This window comes from uncultured Campylobacter sp., from assembly GCF_938031315.1.
Lineage (GTDB): Bacteria > Campylobacterota > Campylobacteria > Campylobacterales > Campylobacteraceae > Campylobacter_B.
Genome location: NZ_CALHHT010000299.1, coordinates 1 through 16894, shown reverse-complemented (window position 1 = coordinate 16894; position 16894 = coordinate 1). Strand labels below are relative to the sequence as shown.

General features: G+C 46.6%; 16 protein-coding genes. 8 read left to right on the top strand and 8 right to left on the bottom strand.

The features are described from left to right. Window positions 1–200: 200 nt before the first annotated feature. Genes Q0236_RS07460 through Q0236_RS07445 form a run of 4 tightly spaced genes read right to left on the bottom strand, consistent with a single transcriptional unit; the run spans window position 201 to window position 3171 of the window. The gene (locus Q0236_RS07460; RefSeq protein WP_297916554.1) at window positions 201–956 is read right to left on the bottom strand and encodes a hypothetical protein; all 756 of its coding nucleotides are present in this window, start codon (window positions 954–956) and stop codon (window positions 201–203) included. A gap of 46 nt (window positions 957–1002) precedes the next feature. After that, a complete protein-coding gene (locus Q0236_RS07455; protein ID WP_297916552.1) occupies window positions 1003–1656 on the bottom strand; it encodes a lysophospholipid acyltransferase family protein in 654 nt (217 codons plus the stop codon). Beyond that, a complete protein-coding gene (miaB, locus tag Q0236_RS07450; RefSeq protein ID WP_297916550.1) occupies window positions 1637–2932 on the bottom strand; it encodes a tRNA (N6-isopentenyl adenosine(37)-C2)-methylthiotransferase MiaB in 1296 nt (431 codons plus the stop codon). Before miaB ends, Q0236_RS07455 begins: the two co-directional genes overlap by 20 nt. Further along, window positions 2929–3171, bottom strand: a complete 243-nt coding sequence (locus Q0236_RS07445; protein WP_005870077.1) for an HP0268 family nuclease — start codon at window positions 3169–3171, stop codon at window positions 2929–2931. The genes miaB and Q0236_RS07445 overlap by 4 nt, the downstream gene beginning before the upstream one ends. 157 nt (window positions 3172–3328) lie before the next feature. On the opposite strand from Q0236_RS07445, the gene nusA reads away from it, so the two are divergent. Beyond that, complete coding sequence (gene nusA, locus Q0236_RS07440; RefSeq protein ID WP_297916548.1) at window positions 3329–4456, top strand: transcription termination factor NusA; 1128 nt, start codon at window positions 3329–3331, stop codon at window positions 4454–4456. Between the two features lie 1320 nt (window positions 4457–5776). Here the strand turns inward: nusA and Q0236_RS07435 are convergent. Together Q0236_RS07435 and rpe are read right to left on the bottom strand one after the other, a co-directional pair. Beyond that, window positions 5777–6583, bottom strand: coding sequence for a 3'-5' exonuclease (locus tag Q0236_RS07435; RefSeq protein WP_297916545.1), 807 nt, complete (start codon window positions 6581–6583; stop codon window positions 5777–5779). Window positions 6584–6604: 21 nt separating this feature from the next. After that, the gene (gene rpe / locus Q0236_RS07430; RefSeq protein WP_297916543.1) at window positions 6605–7246 is read right to left on the bottom strand and encodes a ribulose-phosphate 3-epimerase; all 642 of its coding nucleotides are present in this window, start codon (window positions 7244–7246) and stop codon (window positions 6605–6607) included. Between the two features lie 144 nt (window positions 7247–7390). On the opposite strand from rpe, the gene rpmB reads away from it, so the two are divergent. The 4 genes from rpmB to Q0236_RS07410 all read left to right on the top strand — a co-directional run bounded on the left by rpmB (window position 7391) and on the right by Q0236_RS07410 (window position 10393). Beyond that, on the top strand, window positions 7391–7582 hold the full coding sequence (gene rpmB / locus Q0236_RS07425) for a 50S ribosomal protein L28 (RefSeq protein ID WP_297916541.1): 192 nt from the start codon (window positions 7391–7393) through the stop codon (window positions 7580–7582). 18 nt (window positions 7583–7600) lie between these two features. Beyond that, window positions 7601–8731 (top strand): potassium channel protein, encoded by a 1131-nt coding sequence (locus tag Q0236_RS07420; protein WP_297916539.1) that lies wholly within the window; start codon window positions 7601–7603, stop codon window positions 8729–8731. Then, window positions 8724–9917 carry a bifunctional glutamate N-acetyltransferase/amino-acid acetyltransferase ArgJ gene (argJ, locus tag Q0236_RS07415; protein WP_297916537.1) on the top strand — a complete coding sequence of 398 codons (1194 nt, stop codon included), beginning with the start codon at window positions 8724–8726 and terminating at the stop codon, window positions 9915–9917. The genes Q0236_RS07420 and argJ overlap by 8 nt, the downstream gene beginning before the upstream one ends. 245 nt (window positions 9918–10162) lie before the next feature. Further along, window positions 10163–10393, top strand: coding sequence for a YdcH family protein (locus tag Q0236_RS07410; RefSeq protein WP_005873127.1), 231 nt, complete (start codon window positions 10163–10165; stop codon window positions 10391–10393). 867 nt (window positions 10394–11260) lie between these two features. Here Q0236_RS07410 and Q0236_RS07405 read toward each other — a convergent pair. Together Q0236_RS07405 and Q0236_RS07400 are read right to left on the bottom strand one after the other, a co-directional pair. Further along, on the bottom strand, window positions 11261–11701 hold the full coding sequence (locus Q0236_RS07405; protein ID WP_005873131.1) for a hypothetical protein: 441 nt from the start codon (window positions 11699–11701) through the stop codon (window positions 11261–11263). Window positions 11702–11835: 134 nt separating this feature from the next. Further along, complete coding sequence (locus tag Q0236_RS07400; protein WP_295152447.1) at window positions 11836–12189, bottom strand: HTH domain-containing protein; 354 nt, start codon at window positions 12187–12189, stop codon at window positions 11836–11838. Between the two features lie 113 nt (window positions 12190–12302). Here Q0236_RS07400 and Q0236_RS07395 point away from each other — a divergent pair, with 113 nt between their 5' ends. The 3 genes from Q0236_RS07395 (at window position 12303) to Q0236_RS07385 (ending at window position 16564) form a co-directional block, all read left to right on the top strand. Continuing rightward, on the top strand, window positions 12303–13238 hold the full coding sequence (locus tag Q0236_RS07395) for a zinc ABC transporter substrate-binding protein (RefSeq protein ID WP_297916535.1): 936 nt from the start codon (window positions 12303–12305) through the stop codon (window positions 13236–13238). Window positions 13239–13242: 4 nt separating this feature from the next. After that, window positions 13243–15372 carry a DUF1007 family protein gene (locus Q0236_RS07390; RefSeq protein ID WP_297916533.1) on the top strand — a complete coding sequence of 710 codons (2130 nt, stop codon included), beginning with the start codon at window positions 13243–13245 and terminating at the stop codon, window positions 15370–15372. 241 nt (window positions 15373–15613) lie between these two features. Next, on the top strand, window positions 15614–16564 hold the full coding sequence (locus tag Q0236_RS07385) for a DUF3137 domain-containing protein (RefSeq protein ID WP_297916531.1): 951 nt from the start codon (window positions 15614–15616) through the stop codon (window positions 16562–16564). The last annotated feature ends 330 nt before the right edge of the window (window positions 16565–16894 follow it).

Here is a 16894-nt window from a genome sequence, read left to right as displayed (position 1 = left end):
TGCGGCAAATAAGCTTAAATTTAAGCGAGCCGTCTAAATACGGATTGATTTTACCTAGTCAAAATTCCATTATGCAACGCGAGATAAATTTAATAAAGCGCAGCACAAACGAGCACTAAATCGCATCAAGCAAGCGCAGTCTTGCAAAGCTGAAGATTAAATTTTAAAATTCTGCCTAGGTGCGGAGCAAAAAATTTGATCTACCGAGCTTCCAGCATCGCGATTTTGTTAATGTAATCGGCAAAATTTAGATTTTTTAGGTTCGTTTTGATGTAGATGCGCGTGAAAATCACATAGCCGATCTCGTTGCTGAGCGTGCCGTCGGAGTAGATGAAAACGTTGGTGAGAAACTCGCTATTTTCGGATTTGTAGAAGGTCCCGATCTGAAAATTTAAAAGCTCGTAAAATAGCTCGTCAGTATCGCTCATCGCTGCCTGCATCTCTTCGTCGATACGCATTATATCGGCATATAGCACGCGCTCTTGGTTGGCGACGACAAAACACGCGCGGTTATTAAATTTCAGTGCGAACATCGCCATGTTTTCAAAATCGCTTTGATTTTTCAGTAGGAAGTATAAAATTTTAAATAAGCTGGTGTGCGAGCCGAAGCTCGTGCCGAAGGCCTCATCCGCAGCCTGCGCGCTTGAGCGCGGAAATTCCACTATGAAGCTATCATCGACTTTTTGATAAATGCTATTTTCTTTAATCATATAATCCTCGTTAAAATGCACTCTTTGATTTTCGTCGTCTATCAGCACGCAAGAGATTAAATTTTTATCACTCAGATCCGCAAAGCCCGCCAGCGAGGTAGCCAGATCATTTTCTTGCGCGATAGGAAAACGATCGGATTTCTCATCCAAAATTCTTTTACCAAAGCCCAATTTTCTATAAAAAAACTCGCATGCGTCGGCACTTTTAGCGACGCCGAGGAATGATTTTGCTTTAAATAGTGCCATTTTTTCTCCTAAAATTGCAATTATACCGAAACACTATTATTTCAAACTAAAATTTAACGTCCTGCTCGGCGCTTGCAAAAAGCAGTTGCCTGATCGCCTCTTTGCCCGCTTCAAGGCCAAGTCCTTCTAAATTTAGCGGCGCGCTGAGGCTGTAATTTATGCGCGAAAACGGCTTTGGCAAGACCATCTCGTCCCAGCTGCGAAATTTCCAAAAACTGCTCGCTTCGTAATTTAGCGCGTAGATATCTAAGCTTAGCCGCTGCGCAAGGATCACGGCTCCGTCCGCGACGCTGTGAAGCGGGCCGCGCGGGCCGTCGGGAGTGATGATGACGTCGGTGCCGTTTTTTATCTCTTTGATCGCGCGCATAAGCGCGCGCGCTCCGCCCTTGAAACTGCTGCCGCGAATCGCGCCGATACCGAAATGCGAGATCACGCGCGTGATGATCTCGCCGTCTTTATGATCGCTGATGATGACCTTAGCTCGCTTAGCATTGCCGAAATCCCGCAACCACCAACGCCTATAAGCAAAGCTCATCATCGCTAGTCTTCCGTGCCAAAACACGACGATACAGGGCTTTTCAGGCAGTTTCGTGGGGGTAAATTTAACCCTGCACGTTAAAAAAATACACCAAATCAGGATAAAAATGAGATATTCAGAGGCGCGGAAAAACAACCGCTTTTTAAGCGATAACTTTTCCATAAAGCGCCATTCTGGCGGTCTTTTCGACACGTACTCTGCGCGTCTTGCCTAACAGCTCCTCGTCGCCTTGCGCGCAGATTAGAAAATTTGAAAAGCTTCTACCGCCTACTTGGTTGTTTTCGCGCAGCTCCTCGAAATACACGTCGAAAATTTTATCTTTTTGCGCTCCTGCGATCTCGTCTAAAATTTTAGCGTGAGCGCTTTGCAGCCTGCTTAATCTTTCGCTTGAAATTTCATCATCCAGCGGCTTTAAATTTGCCGCCGGCGTAAGCGGTCGTGGGCTAAATTTAAAGGAAAAAACCTGCTCGAATCTCACCGCCTCCAGCACTTCCATCGTCTCAGCAAAATCCTCCTCGCTCTCGCTCGGATAGCCCACAATGATGTCGGTGCTGATCGCCACGCCCGGGCAGCTTTGGCGCAGTTTAAGCGCGCGGTCTAGATACCACTGCTTGGTATATCCGCGCTTCATATCGCGCAAAACCTTACTCGAGCCGCTTTGTAGCGGCATATGCATCGATTTGCAAATTTTAGGATTATTGCAAAAAACGTCCAAAAATTTATCGTCCATATGCAGCGGATGCGGGCTAGTAAAGCGGATGCGCTCGATGCCCTCTATCTCGCTAAGCCGCATGAGCAGGTCGCTGAAGTCGATTTTTTCGTGCGCATTAGAAAAGCGCTTGCCGTAATTATTGACGTTTTGACCGAGCAAAAATATCTCTTTAGCGCCGCGAGCGGCGGATCTTTCGGCTTCGCGCAAGATGATTTGAGCGGGGATCGAAATTTCATCGCCTCTAGTCTGCGGCACGATGCAGTAGGAGCACTTTTTGTCGCAGCCGATCATTATGTTTATGAAGGATTTATATGGCGAGCTCGCAAAATCTCCGAAGGCAAACTCGCTCTCGTCGTAGTTTATGTCGGTGCTGATAAATTTTGGCGTACGAACGGCTTGTGAAATTTTAGATACGTTTCTGGCGCCGAGTACGAAATCCACGAATGGTGCGCGCTTAAAAATTTCTCCGCCCAGATGGCTTGCGGTGCAGCCGCAAACGCCGATTTTGGAGCCCTTTTTTCGCGCCTTATCAAAAGCTCCGATCTCGCTAAAAAGCTTATGCACTGGCTTTTCGCGCACGGAGCAGGTATTTATCAAGATCAGATCCGCAATATTTACGTCGTCGGTAATCTCGTAATCTTGCTCTTTTAGCTGCGCGATAATATGCTCGCTATCGCGCACGTTCATCGCGCAACCTAGGGTCTGGATGAAGAGGAGTTTGCTCAAAGGATATGCACCTCGTACATATACTCGTTTTCGTTCAGCCCGTATCGCACTATGCGCTGATACACGCTAAAACCCTTAGTGTCGAAAAAATCCACCAAAGCGGCTAAATCTTTTTGAGAATTTTCTCTATCCAGATAAAATATTTTTTGTCCGCTCTTTTCTACTTGGGCTTGCAAATCCTCGATCTTAACGCTTTTTGGCTTAGAGGCAAGCTCCGTTCTGGCAAGTTTTAGCTGCATGATCTATCCTTTCATTTATGTTTTAAACCCGCGAGTTTAGCGAAATTTAGATAATAATTCGTTTAAATAAAAATAAAGTCAAAATTCCATATAATACCGCACTTCAAAATTTAAAATCCAAATTTAGTAGCACAAAATCAAATCTTAAGGAAAATTTATGGAAAAAATCACCGACATCATCGAGTCGATTGCAAATGAAAAGGGGCTTGAGCCCGCAGACGTGAAAGAGCGCGTCAAAACGGCGTTCATCCAGACCGCAAAAAGACTTTTCGGCGAGGAGTATCTCTACGACAGCGAAGTCGATCCGCAGACCAAACGCGTCAAGCTCTACCAAAAGGTCCACGTCGTCGCAGATGATGATGAGCGGCTCGATGATCACAACTTCATCGCGCTTAGCGAAGCCAAAAAAATAGGCGAAAACGCAGAGATCGGCGATGAGTTAAGCTACGAAATAAATATCGAAAACCTCGGTCGCACGGCTTCCGGCGTGCTGGCTAGAGAGCTAAATTTTCATATCCAGCGACTGCTCGAAGAGAAAATTTTTGAAAACTATAAAAGCAAGGTGGGCACCCTCACCCACGGCACGGTCACTAAGATCGATCACGACGGCACGACCTACGTAGAGATCGAGGATACGAAGGCTTTCATGCCGCAAAAAAACCGCATCAAGGGCGAAAATTTCAAAGTGGGCGACGTGCTGCAAGCCGTCATCAAAAACGTAGCGATCGACAAATCTCACGGCATCAGGCTAGAACTTTCGCGCACCAGCCCGAAATTCCTAGAAGCCCTACTCGCCGCCGAAGTTCCCGAGATCAAAGACGGCAGCGTCATCATCCAAGCCTGCGCCAGAATCCCCGGCAGGCGCGCCAAGATCGCGCTTAGCGCCGTCTCGCCAAATGTCGATCCGGTAGGCGCCACCGTCGGCAAAGGAGGCGCTCGTATCGACGCGGTGAGTAGATTTTTAAGCAAAAATTTGCAAGACGGAAGCGGCGGCGAGAGCATCGACGCGTTTGAATACTCCGCAAGTCCCGAAATTTTGATCACTCGTGCAATGGCGCCTGCGATCGTAAACTCGGTCAAAATAGCGCAGGACGGCAAGGCGATCGTCTATGTAAACCCAGATCAAAAAAGTAAAGCGATCGGCAAAAACGGCCTAAATATCCGCCTCGCCTCGATGCTATGCGGCTGTGAGATCGAGCTTATCGAAACCGGTTCGGCAAGCGAGAAAAAGGTCTCCACGGAGGAAGGCCTTAAAAATCTCGAAGCGCTTTTCGGCGAGCTGTAGAGCTCGCGTACTTCGCTTTTTGAAATTTTGTAAATTACGCCTTTTATAAAATTCTATTCTTTTAGGATTTTACGAATTGTAAATTTCGTCTTTTGAAAATTCTGCAGCAAAGCGAAATTTTATTTTGCGCGTAGAATGTGCAGAATCTGAAGCGAGCGGCATTTTGCAAATTCGGTGGCTAGCGAAATTTGTAAATTTGATGCTCTGCAGAATTTTAATATGAAATTTTACGGAGTGCGGAATTTTAAAATTTAACGCCATATTCGCAGCCTATGGAATTTGCAACATAAATTTAAAAGCAGCGCCGCGCTTTATGAAATTCCGTTTAAATTTTAGCCCGCGATATATGTCTTGAGGTGAAAAAGGCCGCTCAATCGCAAGATCGCGCTTCTTGCAAAGATAATGGCGGCGCATTACTCCGCTCGCTCGCAAAGCCCGCCAGCCTTCCGATGACGCTTTGATTCGGAGCGGGTCGCGTCTGCGTAAATTTTGTATTATTAGGATCGCGGATTTGCTTATTGCTAAATTTAGTGTAGATGCGGCTACCGCGCGCCGCTACGACAGGGTCAGGCTTGCGTTAAATTTACCCCAATCGCGCTGTATTTTGCGATAAAAATTTGTAAAATTTCATTTTCGGTCGGCACTAAAAAATTTTATAAAGCTCTATTTTAAAATTTGCGGCACGGGCACGTACCGACCAGGTCGTCAAGCTAAAATCAAATATCAAAATCCAAGCGACGAATGCAGAAAACCCTCGCGCCTAGCGTATCTGCGGCGGCGGTGCGGGCACGCTAAATTTATCGCTTTTGGGACGCAAAAGACGCGCAGGCGCGGGCAAAATTTATTGATTTTAGAGTTTAAAGCATCGGATTCGCGCGCCTAGGCTAAATTAAAATTTAAAGCGCGCGACGTTTCGGACGCATCCGCGCGACTGCGAGCGCTCATAAAATTCGCCCGAAGCAAGGTTATAAAACCGCGGACGGGCGCAAAATTTATCGCCGCAAAAATCAAAACCGCGAAAGTAAAAAGACTCCACGAGCGCTCGCTGCCGCATCCGCCCGAGCAAATTAAAATCGCATGATCCGCCTAGCCGGCATACGCGGAGGGCGCTGCTGCAGGCATTTGCACTTAAATCCGGTGCGATCGCAATGCGATTTAAAACTGCGCCTGCTTAAATTCACGCCGTTTCGGTTCGCTCGCAATCACATCTCGCCGCAGTAGCGCTTTAAATTCGCGCCGCCGCTTAAAAGTGCAAATTTTACCTCTCAAACGGCGGTGCGAAATTTCACTAAAATTTCGTCTCTTAATTCGGCGCGCAATTTATAAAATTTCGCCCTCGCCGCGCTCCGAAATCTGCGGCTTAGGCAGCGCCAGGCTCTTTGCGGTTTTGCTAAAAAGTATCAGATCCTCGGTGCTTTGCACGCTCCACGGCAGCCGCTTTAGAGCGAATTTAAAAATTTCAAAGCAGGAAACGGCGTCGCTAAATGCGCGATGGTGGACGTTTTGCACGCCTAAAAGCTCTTTTAGCGAGCCGAGCCCGTATCTTTGCGCCTCGATCGTGCGGCGCGCGAGCTCGACGGTGCAGAGCCTGCGATTTAAAAGCATCCCGAAGCCGCATTTTTGCAGGCTCGCGTCGATGAAGCCGTAGTCAAATTTGACGTTGTGCGCCACAAAAACGCTATCGCCTAAAAACAGCCTAAACCGCTCCAGCACGCTAGCTAGCGGCGGTGCGCCCACAAGATCGTCCGCGCGAATACCGGTAAGCTCCGTGATATTTTCAGGCACGACGGGCGCGTAAACGAAGCTTTCAAAGCGATCCAGCTCCTGCGTGCCGCGCGTTTTTATCGCGCCGATTTCGATGATCTGGCCGTTTGAGAGCCCACCGTTCGTCTCGATGTCCACGAAGCAAAAGATTTCATCCGAAATATCCGTCTCGCGGGTTTTGAGCGTGATTTTGCCGTTGTCGAGTTTTATTATCTCTATGCCCAGCGCCCGCCACATCGAGAGGTCTTTGGGCTCGAAAAGCTCGGTAATTTCGGCAATGTCGCTTGCTTTTAAGATAAAATCGTAATAATTTATGCTCTTTTGAGCCAGTAAATTTATTAAATTTTCGATCTGGCGCGTCAAAATTTTACCCCTGTGCCGCGCCTAAATTTTAAGCGCACGGATCGCCTCCGCGTAATCGTTTGAAGAAAATATGTAGTTGCCCGCTACCACGACGTCGGCGCCCGCTTCGTCGATACCAGCAATATTCAGCCCATTTACGCCGCCGTCGACCTCGATGAGACATTTTGCGCCTTTGCGATCGATCAGCTCGCGCAGCTGCTTAATTTTTTCAAGCGCGGAGGGGATAAATTTCTGCCCGCCAAAGCCCGGATTAACGCTCATCAAAAGAACCATATCCACTTCGCCCAAGATAAACTCCAGTGTGCTAAGCGGGGTGTGCGGATTCAACACGACTGCGGGCGAGACGCCGCTGCGGCGGATATGATCTATGAGGCGCAGCGGATGGGTCTCCTCCTCGATGTGGAAGCTAAGAAATTTCGGCTTTAGCGGCAAAAAAAGATCGACGAAAAACGGCACGTTTTTAACCATCAGATGAATATCCAAAGGCTTGCTGCTTGCCTTTGCCGCGGCGCTTACTACGAGCGGTCCGATCGTGAGATTGGGTACGAAATGTCCGTCCATCACATCTACGTGAATGAGATCGGCGCCCGCTTCGCAGACTGCGCGAATTTCCTCCGCAAGCCTTCCGAAATCCGCCGATAAAATGCTGGGTGCGACATACATTAAGATTCCTTTAAAATTTCAAGATGCGGAATTTTACTTAGTTTTGTCATAAATTTCGCTAAATTTGAACCGCGGCGAATTTTAAGCATAATTTGAAATTTTTTCGCTATAATTGCCATTTATTTTAATCACCAAGGATTTATTATGGCAAGAAGATGCGCGATAACCGGCAAAGGTGCGATGGTAGGCAACAACGTCAGCCACGCAAACAACAAGACGAAGAAGAAATTTCATGTAAATTTACGCAGCATGCGCGTACAGCTTGAAGACGGCACGACTAAAAGGATCAAAGTCGCAGCCTCTACTCTAAGAACTATGAAAAAGCTATCAAAATAACCTCTTAAAGAGGAATTTATGTCTGTTTTGGACAAGATCAAGCGATTCCTCGACTGGTCCGGCTCGACTAAGCCGGACATCAACCTCTACACAGAAATTTACGACCAGCTACGTCCTTTTCGCTTACCACTTATAACCATCGTGCTGATGATGCTAATCGGCACATTAGGCTATGTCTTTATAGCGGGCTTTTCGCTCGTGGATGCCTTTTATCAGGCGGGTATGACCTTCACGACGGTAGGCTTTACCGAAGTAGCGCCGATATCGCCCGCGGGTAGAATTTTTACCGTCTTATTCATCCTCATGGGCTTTGGAACCTTTTCGTTTTGCCTGGGCGTCGTCGTCGAGGTCATAAAAAACGGCAAACTTCAAAATTTACTTAGGGAGCAACGAATGATCAATAACATCGCAAGGCTCAAAAACCACTACATTATCTGTTACAACAACATCTACTGCGCCGAGCTTGCCAAGCAGTTTCGCGAAAACCACCTACCCTTCGTGGTGATCGATCCAGATCCGAATTTAGCCAAAATCGCCGAGGAAAACCGCTACCCCTACTTCATCGTAGGCGAGCCGCACGTGGAAACCACGATGCTAAAAGCGCATCTGTCATCTGCAAAATCTGTCATCACGCTAAGTCCAAATTTAGCCGATAATATCGCGATAATATCGCTGGTACGCCTCTACGAAAAGGAGCTTGGCCGCATCACCCCCTACTCCATAATGGCAAACAGCGACGACGACAGCGATACGCAGAGGCTAAAAAAACTCGGCGCAAATTCTATCGTCTCGCCGTCCAAACTCGCCGCACAAAGGCTCTCTGCGATCAGCGTGCGCCCCGATATGGAAAACATTTTGGAGCGATTTTTGTATAAAAAAGACTCCCTCATCGATATCGAGGAGATCACGGTGCCCGATTTTTCGTGGATCCGCTTCAAGCGCCTAAAAGAAACTCGCTTGCGCGATTTTACAAACGCCGACGTCGTGGGCATTAAGGAGCCGAACAACCGCTTCATTCCGATGCCAAGCGGCGACTATCTGATTGGCACGGGGGTAAAATTTTTAGTCATCGGCACGGCAGAGGGCATCCGCAACACTAAAAAACTCATCCGCAGCAAATACAAGCCGCAGGAGATGAGATATGTTTAAAATCGCCTCGCTTGAGCTTGGGTTACAAAATGTAGGGGGCTTCTATTTTGACGGCGTGAATTCGGGCTTTAAAAAAGAGGGTAACGATCTAGGATTTATCCGCGCGGATGAGCCCTTTGCCGTAAGCGCGATCTTTACGAGCAATAAATTTCAAGCAGCGCCGATTAGGCATTTCAAAATGGCGCAAGAGCGCGCGGGCGGAGAACTTAAAACAAATTTTATCCTCGTAAATTCTAAAAACGCAAACTCGATGACCGGGAAGCAAGGCATCGCCGATATCGATGAAATTTTTAGCGAGCTTAGCAAAAAAATCCCTCTGATAAACCCCGTCATGAGCTCCACCGGCGTCATCGGATACCGCCTCAAAAAGGAAAAAATTATCGCCGCCGCGCAAAATTTTAACCTCTCGGCACGAAACTCGAACGCCCTAGCCACTGCCATTATGACGACAGATACGATAAAAAAAGAGCTTGCGTATGAAATTTCTTTAGAAAACGGCGAGAAATTTCACATCGCAGCCGTTTGCAAGGGTGCAGGCATGATCAATCCTGCGCTTGCGACCATGCTCTGCTTCATTCTAACCGATGCAAAAATCCCGCGCGCGGATATGGACGAGCTGCTAAAAAAGGCAGCGGAGCAGAGTTTCAACACCGTAAGCGTCGACGGTGATACCTCCACCAACGATACGATTATGCTCTGCAGCAGCGCAAAATGCGCCTACGAAAAGGAAGCTTTCGCGTCCGCACTAAACTCCCTTACGCGCGAGCTTGCTCTGATGCTGGTAAAAGACGGCGAAGGCGCAACCAAGCTGGTGCGATTTAGAGTAAGCGGTGCCGCAAATGCTGGGGACGCCCGCACGGCGGCAAAGGCGCTAAGCAATTCGCCGCTTGTTAAAACGGCGATCTTCGGCGAAGACCCGAATTGGGGTCGCATAGCCTCCACTATAGGCGCCTGCGGTATCGAATGCGACGAAGAAAGGCTGCGTATCAAATACGGCGACGTGCTGCTTTATGATGCGCAAAATCACGAGCTGGACGCCGCGCGCGAGGCTGCGGCTCACGCCGTAATGCAGCAAAAAAGCTTTACGATCTGGTGCGATTTGGGGCTCGGAGATGGCGAGTTTAGCGCATACGGCTGCGATCTTAGCTACGACTACGTAAAAATCAACGCGGATTATAGATCATAAAGATTCGCAGCTCGCTTCATAACCTAAAAATCTCGTCTCGAAAATAGCGAAAGCGGCAGGGCTTTAAAGCTCTGCTCTTAAAATTTTATCATTTAAATTTGCCTATTTTAAATTTTTAAAGGCTAAAAATTTTACCTCTTAAAATTTGGAATCTCATGCGTGAAATTCAGTCTAAATTTGATAGCTGAAATTAGGTTTTAAGCGCTTTATTGATATACTTGAATAAATTTTTTAAAGGAGTAGACATGTTTCATGAATACAGAGATTTAATCACTGAGTTAAAAGGCAAAAACGCGCGATTTGATTCGCTTTTCGAGAAACACGACGAGCTGGATCACAAGATCGCCGACGCACAAGCCGGCAGAGTGCATATGAGCGATCTGGAGATCGATGCGATGAAGAAAGAAAAGCTTCGCATAAAAGATGAGCTAGGCAGCTTGCTAGCGCAATATAAAGCCGAAAAGGCAGATAAATAAAGTTGCTTGCGGCGAAATTAAGATGCAGCAGAGTGCTAGCAAGGCTTATTTCGCCGCCAAGCTTTAATCCGCGTTTAGAATTTTTTAATCGTAATAAGTTTAGCCGCTTAAATTTGCCGCGCGCGATAGAGATATTAAAACAGCGCGCCAAAACAAGTTAAAATCTACACCGCACGCTTCACCATATTGACACCGCTAAATAATTTTTACGTATCGGCTACATCACTGCATATACCAACAATGCCCGTATTAGCGCAATCAAATATAATTCGTTACGGCTCTCTATCGCCCTTTCCGCTTCCAAAAATATCTCTTGCTGAATGCGTTTTGCGCTACAGAGTAAATTAAAATTTACGCCGCATCGCCCTGCAGCCTGGCTCTTAAATTTTACTTTGCAGCGAGCATTTTCTAGTAAATTTCAAATCTTGCGTTTTGCTTGTTGCAGGCGCAATACCTACTTTAAAATTCCGCATTTCAAAGGAATCTGAAGTAGCGCTAGAATTTTAAATTCCCGTTCGCGCTAACCGCGAAATTTCAAATTCGCAGACTCCGACCAAGCGCTAGTTTATGCTAGAGCCTGCTTTAGTCGCTCCACGGAATTTAGCCAAGCTTGCTTATTTTAACCCGCTTCGTTGAGCTTTAAAAATTTAGATTATTTCTTTGATCGTATCGGATAATGCCTACCGCCACGGAATTGCTCAAGCCACCCTATTTGCTATATGCGCAATTAAAAGCGGCGCTAACGCGGAATTAAATAGTATAAGTTTGCGATCTGCAAAAGGTATGAAATTTAATCATAGAATTTTAAGCGCCAAGAATTTGCGATAGAATTTCGCCACGCAAATCAAATCCCAAAACTAACCTGGCCTACTCGAAAACCTTCGCTTCTAAGCCATGTAGCCTTTGCAAGCCGATATCGATATATTCGTTAAGCTTCTCATTATTTTCCAGCAATTTGTCGTAATAGCTCTTGGCTCTTTCTCTAGCGGTCGCATCAGGCTCGATATACTTTAGCCCGCTTTTGAAAAATCCTTTGGATTCCACAAAATAGATCGAGTGGATCTTCTCGCAGTGCGATAGCCCTGCTTCAGTGTAGTTTAAAATCGATTCGTACGCGATGTTGCCTAACAGCTCTTGCAGCCTATTTGCGGGATTTTTGAAAAACTCGGCAAACTCCTTATACGGCGTAAAAACCTGATCCAGGTTTTTCATCGCATCGCCGTAGATACCCTTTTTCAGGCGAAACATCGTCATTTCTTGAGAACTTACAAACTTCTCTATTGCTTTTATCGTATCGTTTTTATTCACTAAATTTTCCCTTTTAAAATATGAAACGCTCGGATTATATCGTTTGTTTTATAAAAATCCGTTAAAAATCGGTTAAATTTTGCCCTAGCGTTTTAGCCAAATTTCCTTGAGCGCTTTTTATTAAATTTCCCGCCTCAGCCGCCGCACTTCTCGCACAATCCTCGCACAAGCACACTTTTGACATTTTTTTGTGGCAAAGCTGGCATCGAAATCTCCTCCATTTTATGGCAGCTTTCGCAGACAAAATACGCTTTTGCGCCGTCGGTGAGCTCATAAAAGCTTTTATGATTATTTTCGCTGGTAATTATCAAATTTTTCTCTTCCAAAAGCGCTATATTGCGATATATCGTGGTTTTATTCGCACCCGTTTGTTCTACTAGTTCATCATAGCTTACCGGGCATTTTTTCTCGCTTAGGATCTGCACGATCTGCACTCTAAGTGCTGTAGGAGCAATATCGTGACTCGCTAAAAAATCTTTGGGATCCATTTTGCGCCTTTTTTAAAATTTAAGCGATGATAGCGAAATTTAGATAAATTTATATTAAGTTGCAACTAAGTTGCATACGATATACTTTCGCAATTTTTTCGGAAAGGAATTTTATGAAAAAGATTGTTTTCGCGCTTTTTGCGATGAGTTGCGCATTGTTTGCCAAACCTACGGTCAGTACGACTATACTTCCGACGAAGTATTTCGTCGAGCAGATCGCGGGCGACACGCTACAGGTAAATACGATGGTCGGCAAGGGCGCCGATCCGCACACATACGAGCCCAAGCCTTCGGAGATGAAGATGGTGCAAAACAGCGATCTGTATTTTGCAGTCGGTATAGAATTTGATGAAATTTGGCTACCGAAGCTCGCCGCGGCGTATCCAAAGATGAAGATAGTCCGCACCGAAGAGGGCATCGAAAAGATGGCTATGACGGCGCACCATCATGACGAGCACGACGCGCACGATCATAGTGCTCACCACGACGGCAAAGAGCACGACGCGCACCACGATCACGATGAAAAAGAGCATCACGACCACGCCGAGCACCATCATCACCATGACGGTTTAGACCCACATATCTGGCTCGATCCGCAGCTTGTAAAAATTCAAGCTAAAAATATTAAAGACGCGTTAACCAAACAGTATCCTAAGGATGCTAAAATTTACGAAGCAAATTTTGATAAATTTGCTAAAAAGCTGGACGAGCTGGACGCTTACGCGAAGCAAAAATTAGCGGGCGTCAAGGGAAAGAAATTTATGGTTTATCATCCGTCTTGGGGCTATTTCGCGCACCGATACGATTTGGAGCAGATCGCAGTCGAAGTGGAGGGCAAAGAGCCTAAGCCTGCGGATTTAGCCGAGCTAATCGAGGAAGCCAAAGAGGAAAAGATCAAGGTGATTTTCGTCGCACCGCAGTTTTCCAAAAAGGCAGCGCAAACCATCGCTGCACAAACAGGCGCAAAGGTGATGGAGATCGATCAGCTGCCGCTAGATTGGTATGAGACGATGAAAAAGACGATCAACGTTTTCGGAGAAAATTTGTAGTTTAATGAAATTTATTAAAATTTTACTTTTATCCGCGATCTTTAGCTCGCGGATATTTGCGTGCGCTCTGTGCGCCCTATACACGCCCACTGCGCACGTTAGCATCACTCCCGTCGCACAAGACGGCAAGATCGTGAGCCTGCATTTTTCGTGGCTTTTCTCTCAAAATTTTACCGACGTCATAATGCAGACCTACGATATAAATTCCAACGGCAAGCTTGAAAATAGCGAGCTTGCCGAGATAACTAAGGCGATGACCGATTATCTTACCCCTAAAAACTACCTTTGCGAGGCGGAATTCTACGATCAAGCGCCAAAAAACGCAAAGCCCGCGCTTAGCAACCTAGTAGGCACGCAGATCAAGGGAAATTTTAAAAACGCAAAAAGCCTCATTAAAAAGGGCAGGCTTGCGTTCGAGTTCGATCAAGAGGTCGGTTTCGAGCTGCGAAACGGCCGCGTTCTTAAAATTTCCATTAACGACGATCAGGGATTTTTCAATTTCAAAATGCTTGACGACAAGCCCATTAATCTAGGCGAGGGCTTTGTAGCGAAGCCTAATTCAAATTTAGCCACCACTTTTATAGAATTTAGCGGCGAAAAGCTCAAACTTACAGAAAAAAAGCCGTCTATTTCAAGCGCGCCGAGCCCCGATTTAACGCAGGATGGTCTTGCATCTAGTGAGCAGGACCTTGCGGGCTCGGAAGATAAACTCACGCAGAGCGAGCAAGCCAAGCAGCCAAATATGGGCTCTGCGCGCAAATCAAACCAAAGATCGGTCGGCGACATCGTTTCGGAGGCGACTGCGCAGGCGCAAAAAAATATCGCCGCTTCGGATGCTATCGCGCAGATCAATAAAGCCGCCAAAAAGGACGCGCAAGCAAAAGGTGGTCCCGCAAATTCCGACCACTTAGGCAGCGAAAGCTTAGAAGCCGCCGCAAAAAATGGAGAAAACGCTGCGGCTTCTTTAGGCGATGATTCAAATTTAGCGCAAAATAGCGCGAGCAAAAACGGCGCCGCATCCGACAGCGACGAGATTTCAAGCGAGCAGCACAAAGAGGTCTCGCTGGGATTTGTCGCGCAAAAGACGATGGATTTTATGAAAAGTCTCAAAACGGCGTTTCGCGCAAGCAGCGAGCATGCAAGCGCGAGCACCATCCTATGGGTCTTGGCGCTTTCTTTCATATACGGCTTTTTCCACGCGGCGGGTCCAGGGCACGCGAAGCTGCTAACGGCGAGCTATTTCCTAGCCCATGGCGGCAGCTACGTCAAAGCCTTCGGATTTGCCCTTAAAATCGGGCTTCTACACGTCCTGGGAGCGCTCGTTTTAGTAAGCGCGAGCATGTTCGTGCTGCAAAACGTCGCGGGCCTCGTCTCTGCAAACTCCGCCTCGATCACAACGAAAATTTCGGCACTTCTGATCATCGTCATAACGGCGCTCATCATCTACGACAAAGCTCGCCGCGTAAGATCGGGCGCCCACCACGATGCGGGCTGCTCCTGCGCCGCTTGCGCTTCCGTCGCAAAGACCACAGAGACGGACGCCCGCTTAAAAAATATGGCATTTGCAAACGCCGAGAATTCCGCTCACGCAGCGTCAAAGAGCTATAAATTTTCTAAATTTAAAACCCCTAGCGGCGAATCCGCGCAGTATTTGGATACCAAAAATTTAGGCGACGCCGCGGCAGAGTCAAATTCGGATTTAAATTTAAACGCGGATTTAGAAAAAAACTCGCCGAGCCAAAACGAGCAAAAAAAGGCTTTAAATTCTATAAATTTCAAAAGCCAAACCTCATCTCGCTCGCTGCAAAATGGCACGACCTACGACGGCGAGAAAGGGCGAGAGTGGCTTATCGCACTTGCGGCGGCGCTCGTACCCTGCCCAGGCACGATCCTGATTTTCGTGCTTGCTTTCAGCCTCGGTAGCTTCGCGCTTAGCGTCGCGAGTGCGCTTTTCATCGGTTTTGGAATGAGCGTCGTGATATTTTTAGCCGCGCTTTTCGGCGCGAAAGCAAACGAACTAAGCTCAAAGCGGCTCGTAAGCCTGAAGCTTTACGTCGAATTTTTGGGGCTTTTCGTGATGTTTGGGCTCGGAGTTTTTATGTATTTCATCTCAGACAACCTCAGGATACTGTAATCGCAAGGTTTTAATGCAAATTTTCAAAAGCGGCTCGCGTGAAATATAAGCTTACGCAATGCGTTAAATTTTAAATCCGGTGCGAATTGTTTTCAGAATAGTAAGATTTTAAAATTTACGCCGCAAGGACTGCGTAAATTAAGCTCCGATCTCGACTATTTAATTATGAGGCGAAATTCGCTCTTTATGAATTCCGCTAAATTTTGCTACAATACGGGCGAAATTTTTCTCAAGGATAGATATGTCGTCTGCTCTGCAAGATGTCGTTTCGCAGACTTTAACCGAACAAAAAGCGTGCGCTAGAGCTTTTAATAGATACCGCTACCTCAGTATAGCCGCCTTTTTTGCGGTCCTATTCGTATTAGTGTATCCAGACGGCGTTAAAGTAGACACTCCTCTGATAAAAATTGCCGAATTTTTGGGCGCCCTGATCCTTTTTCAGATCTTTTGGATATTTCTTCTTCATTGTGCCGGTCAAGAAACTGAAGCAGAAATTCGCTACTACAAATTTTACAAAGAGATATTCGTCCGCGCCGTAATAAACGATATAGATGCCGGTTTAAAATATGATCCATATACCGGTATGCAAGAAGAGGAATTTCAAAAATTTAGAATTTATAGGAAATCTAGGATCAAAAGCGAGGATCGGATTACGGGCGTGTACTGCGGGATTAAATTTAGCCTCAGCGAGGTACATAGCAATAGCAGGTTTTACATGAAAACGGATAATCCGCTCATAGCGGCGATTATGTTGATCAAAATATTCTATGATAATTATATGGACTTTGACGGCAACGTACTGATCTGCGAGCTCGCGAAAAAAACCTCGGGCAAAACGATAGTGGTAAGCAGGGAGCTAAACGCCAAGATCTTCGGCGAAAAAGAGATGATGGACGATGTGGATTTTATGCGCGATTTTCGCGTGTTTGCGGATGACAAAGTAGAAGCGCGCTATCTGCTAACGCCCGCGTTTATGGAGCGTCTGCGCGAAATAAATCGCGAAACGAACGGCGAGTTCAGCTTGAGCGCGGTATTTATGGATGAGCGCTTATATCTATTTTTAAAAGGCGCGCCCGATCTTTTCGAAACTACGCTTTTTGATAGGCCTGCTAGCATAGAGCTTGCGCGCGAATACCAAACGCAGATCCGCAAAATTTTAAGCCTAATCGAAACACTTAAACTCACAAATTAGCAGGGCGCATTGCGGCTGATTTTGCATCGACCAAATTTAGGCCGGGCGGAATTTTCACCGAAGCGTAATTTTGGCAAAACGTAAAAATTTAATCAGCGGCGCAATCTCTCGGTAGTTGCCCTAAATTTAATCAGCAATAAAATCGCTCGGCGGTTGCCCGAAATTTAAACGGGCGATACGATTAGCGAGAGATGAAGCGCCTACCGCTCATAAATTTGAAACAAAAGCGCCTTGCCGTGTCTAATAAATAAAATTTTACCGCGCCTTGTATCGCGACACAGTGCTTTGAGCGCCAGACTCGCATAGCGGCAAAATTTAATCGGCGATGCC

Bases quoted from the DNA above. Each gene is read 5' to 3' on its own strand.
- Q0236_RS07460 (WP_297916554.1), bottom strand. From the start codon at position 956: ATGGCACTATTTAAAGCAAAATCATTCCTCGGCGTCGCTAAAAGTGCC.
- Q0236_RS07400 (WP_295152447.1), bottom strand. From the start codon at position 12,189: ATGGATCCCAAAGATTTTTTAGCGAGTCACGATATTGCTCCTACAGCA.
- Q0236_RS07455 (WP_297916552.1), bottom strand. From the start codon at position 1,656: ATGGAAAAGTTATCGCTTAAAAAGCGGTTGTTTTTCCGCGCCTCTGAA.
- rpe (WP_297916543.1), bottom strand. From the start codon at position 7,246: ATGTATGTCGCACCCAGCATTTTATCGGCGGATTTCGGAAGGCTTGCG.
- Q0236_RS07390 (WP_297916533.1), top strand. From the start codon at position 13,243: ATGAAATTTATTAAAATTTTACTTTTATCCGCGATCTTTAGCTCGCGG.
- Q0236_RS07395 (WP_297916535.1), top strand. From the start codon at position 12,303: ATGAAAAAGATTGTTTTCGCGCTTTTTGCGATGAGTTGCGCATTGTTT.
- Q0236_RS07445 (WP_005870077.1), bottom strand. From the start codon at position 3,171: ATGCAGCTAAAACTTGCCAGAACGGAGCTTGCCTCTAAGCCAAAAAGC.
- Q0236_RS07410 (WP_005873127.1), top strand. From the start codon at position 10,163: ATGTTTCATGAATACAGAGATTTAATCACTGAGTTAAAAGGCAAAAAC.
- argJ (WP_297916537.1), top strand. From the start codon at position 8,724: ATGTTTAAAATCGCCTCGCTTGAGCTTGGGTTACAAAATGTAGGGGGC.
- nusA (WP_297916548.1), top strand. From the start codon at position 3,329: ATGGAAAAAATCACCGACATCATCGAGTCGATTGCAAATGAAAAGGGG.
- Q0236_RS07420 (WP_297916539.1), top strand. From the start codon at position 7,601: ATGTCTGTTTTGGACAAGATCAAGCGATTCCTCGACTGGTCCGGCTCG.
- rpmB (WP_297916541.1), top strand. From the start codon at position 7,391: ATGGCAAGAAGATGCGCGATAACCGGCAAAGGTGCGATGGTAGGCAAC.
- Q0236_RS07385 (WP_297916531.1), top strand. From the start codon at position 15,614: ATGTCGTCTGCTCTGCAAGATGTCGTTTCGCAGACTTTAACCGAACAA.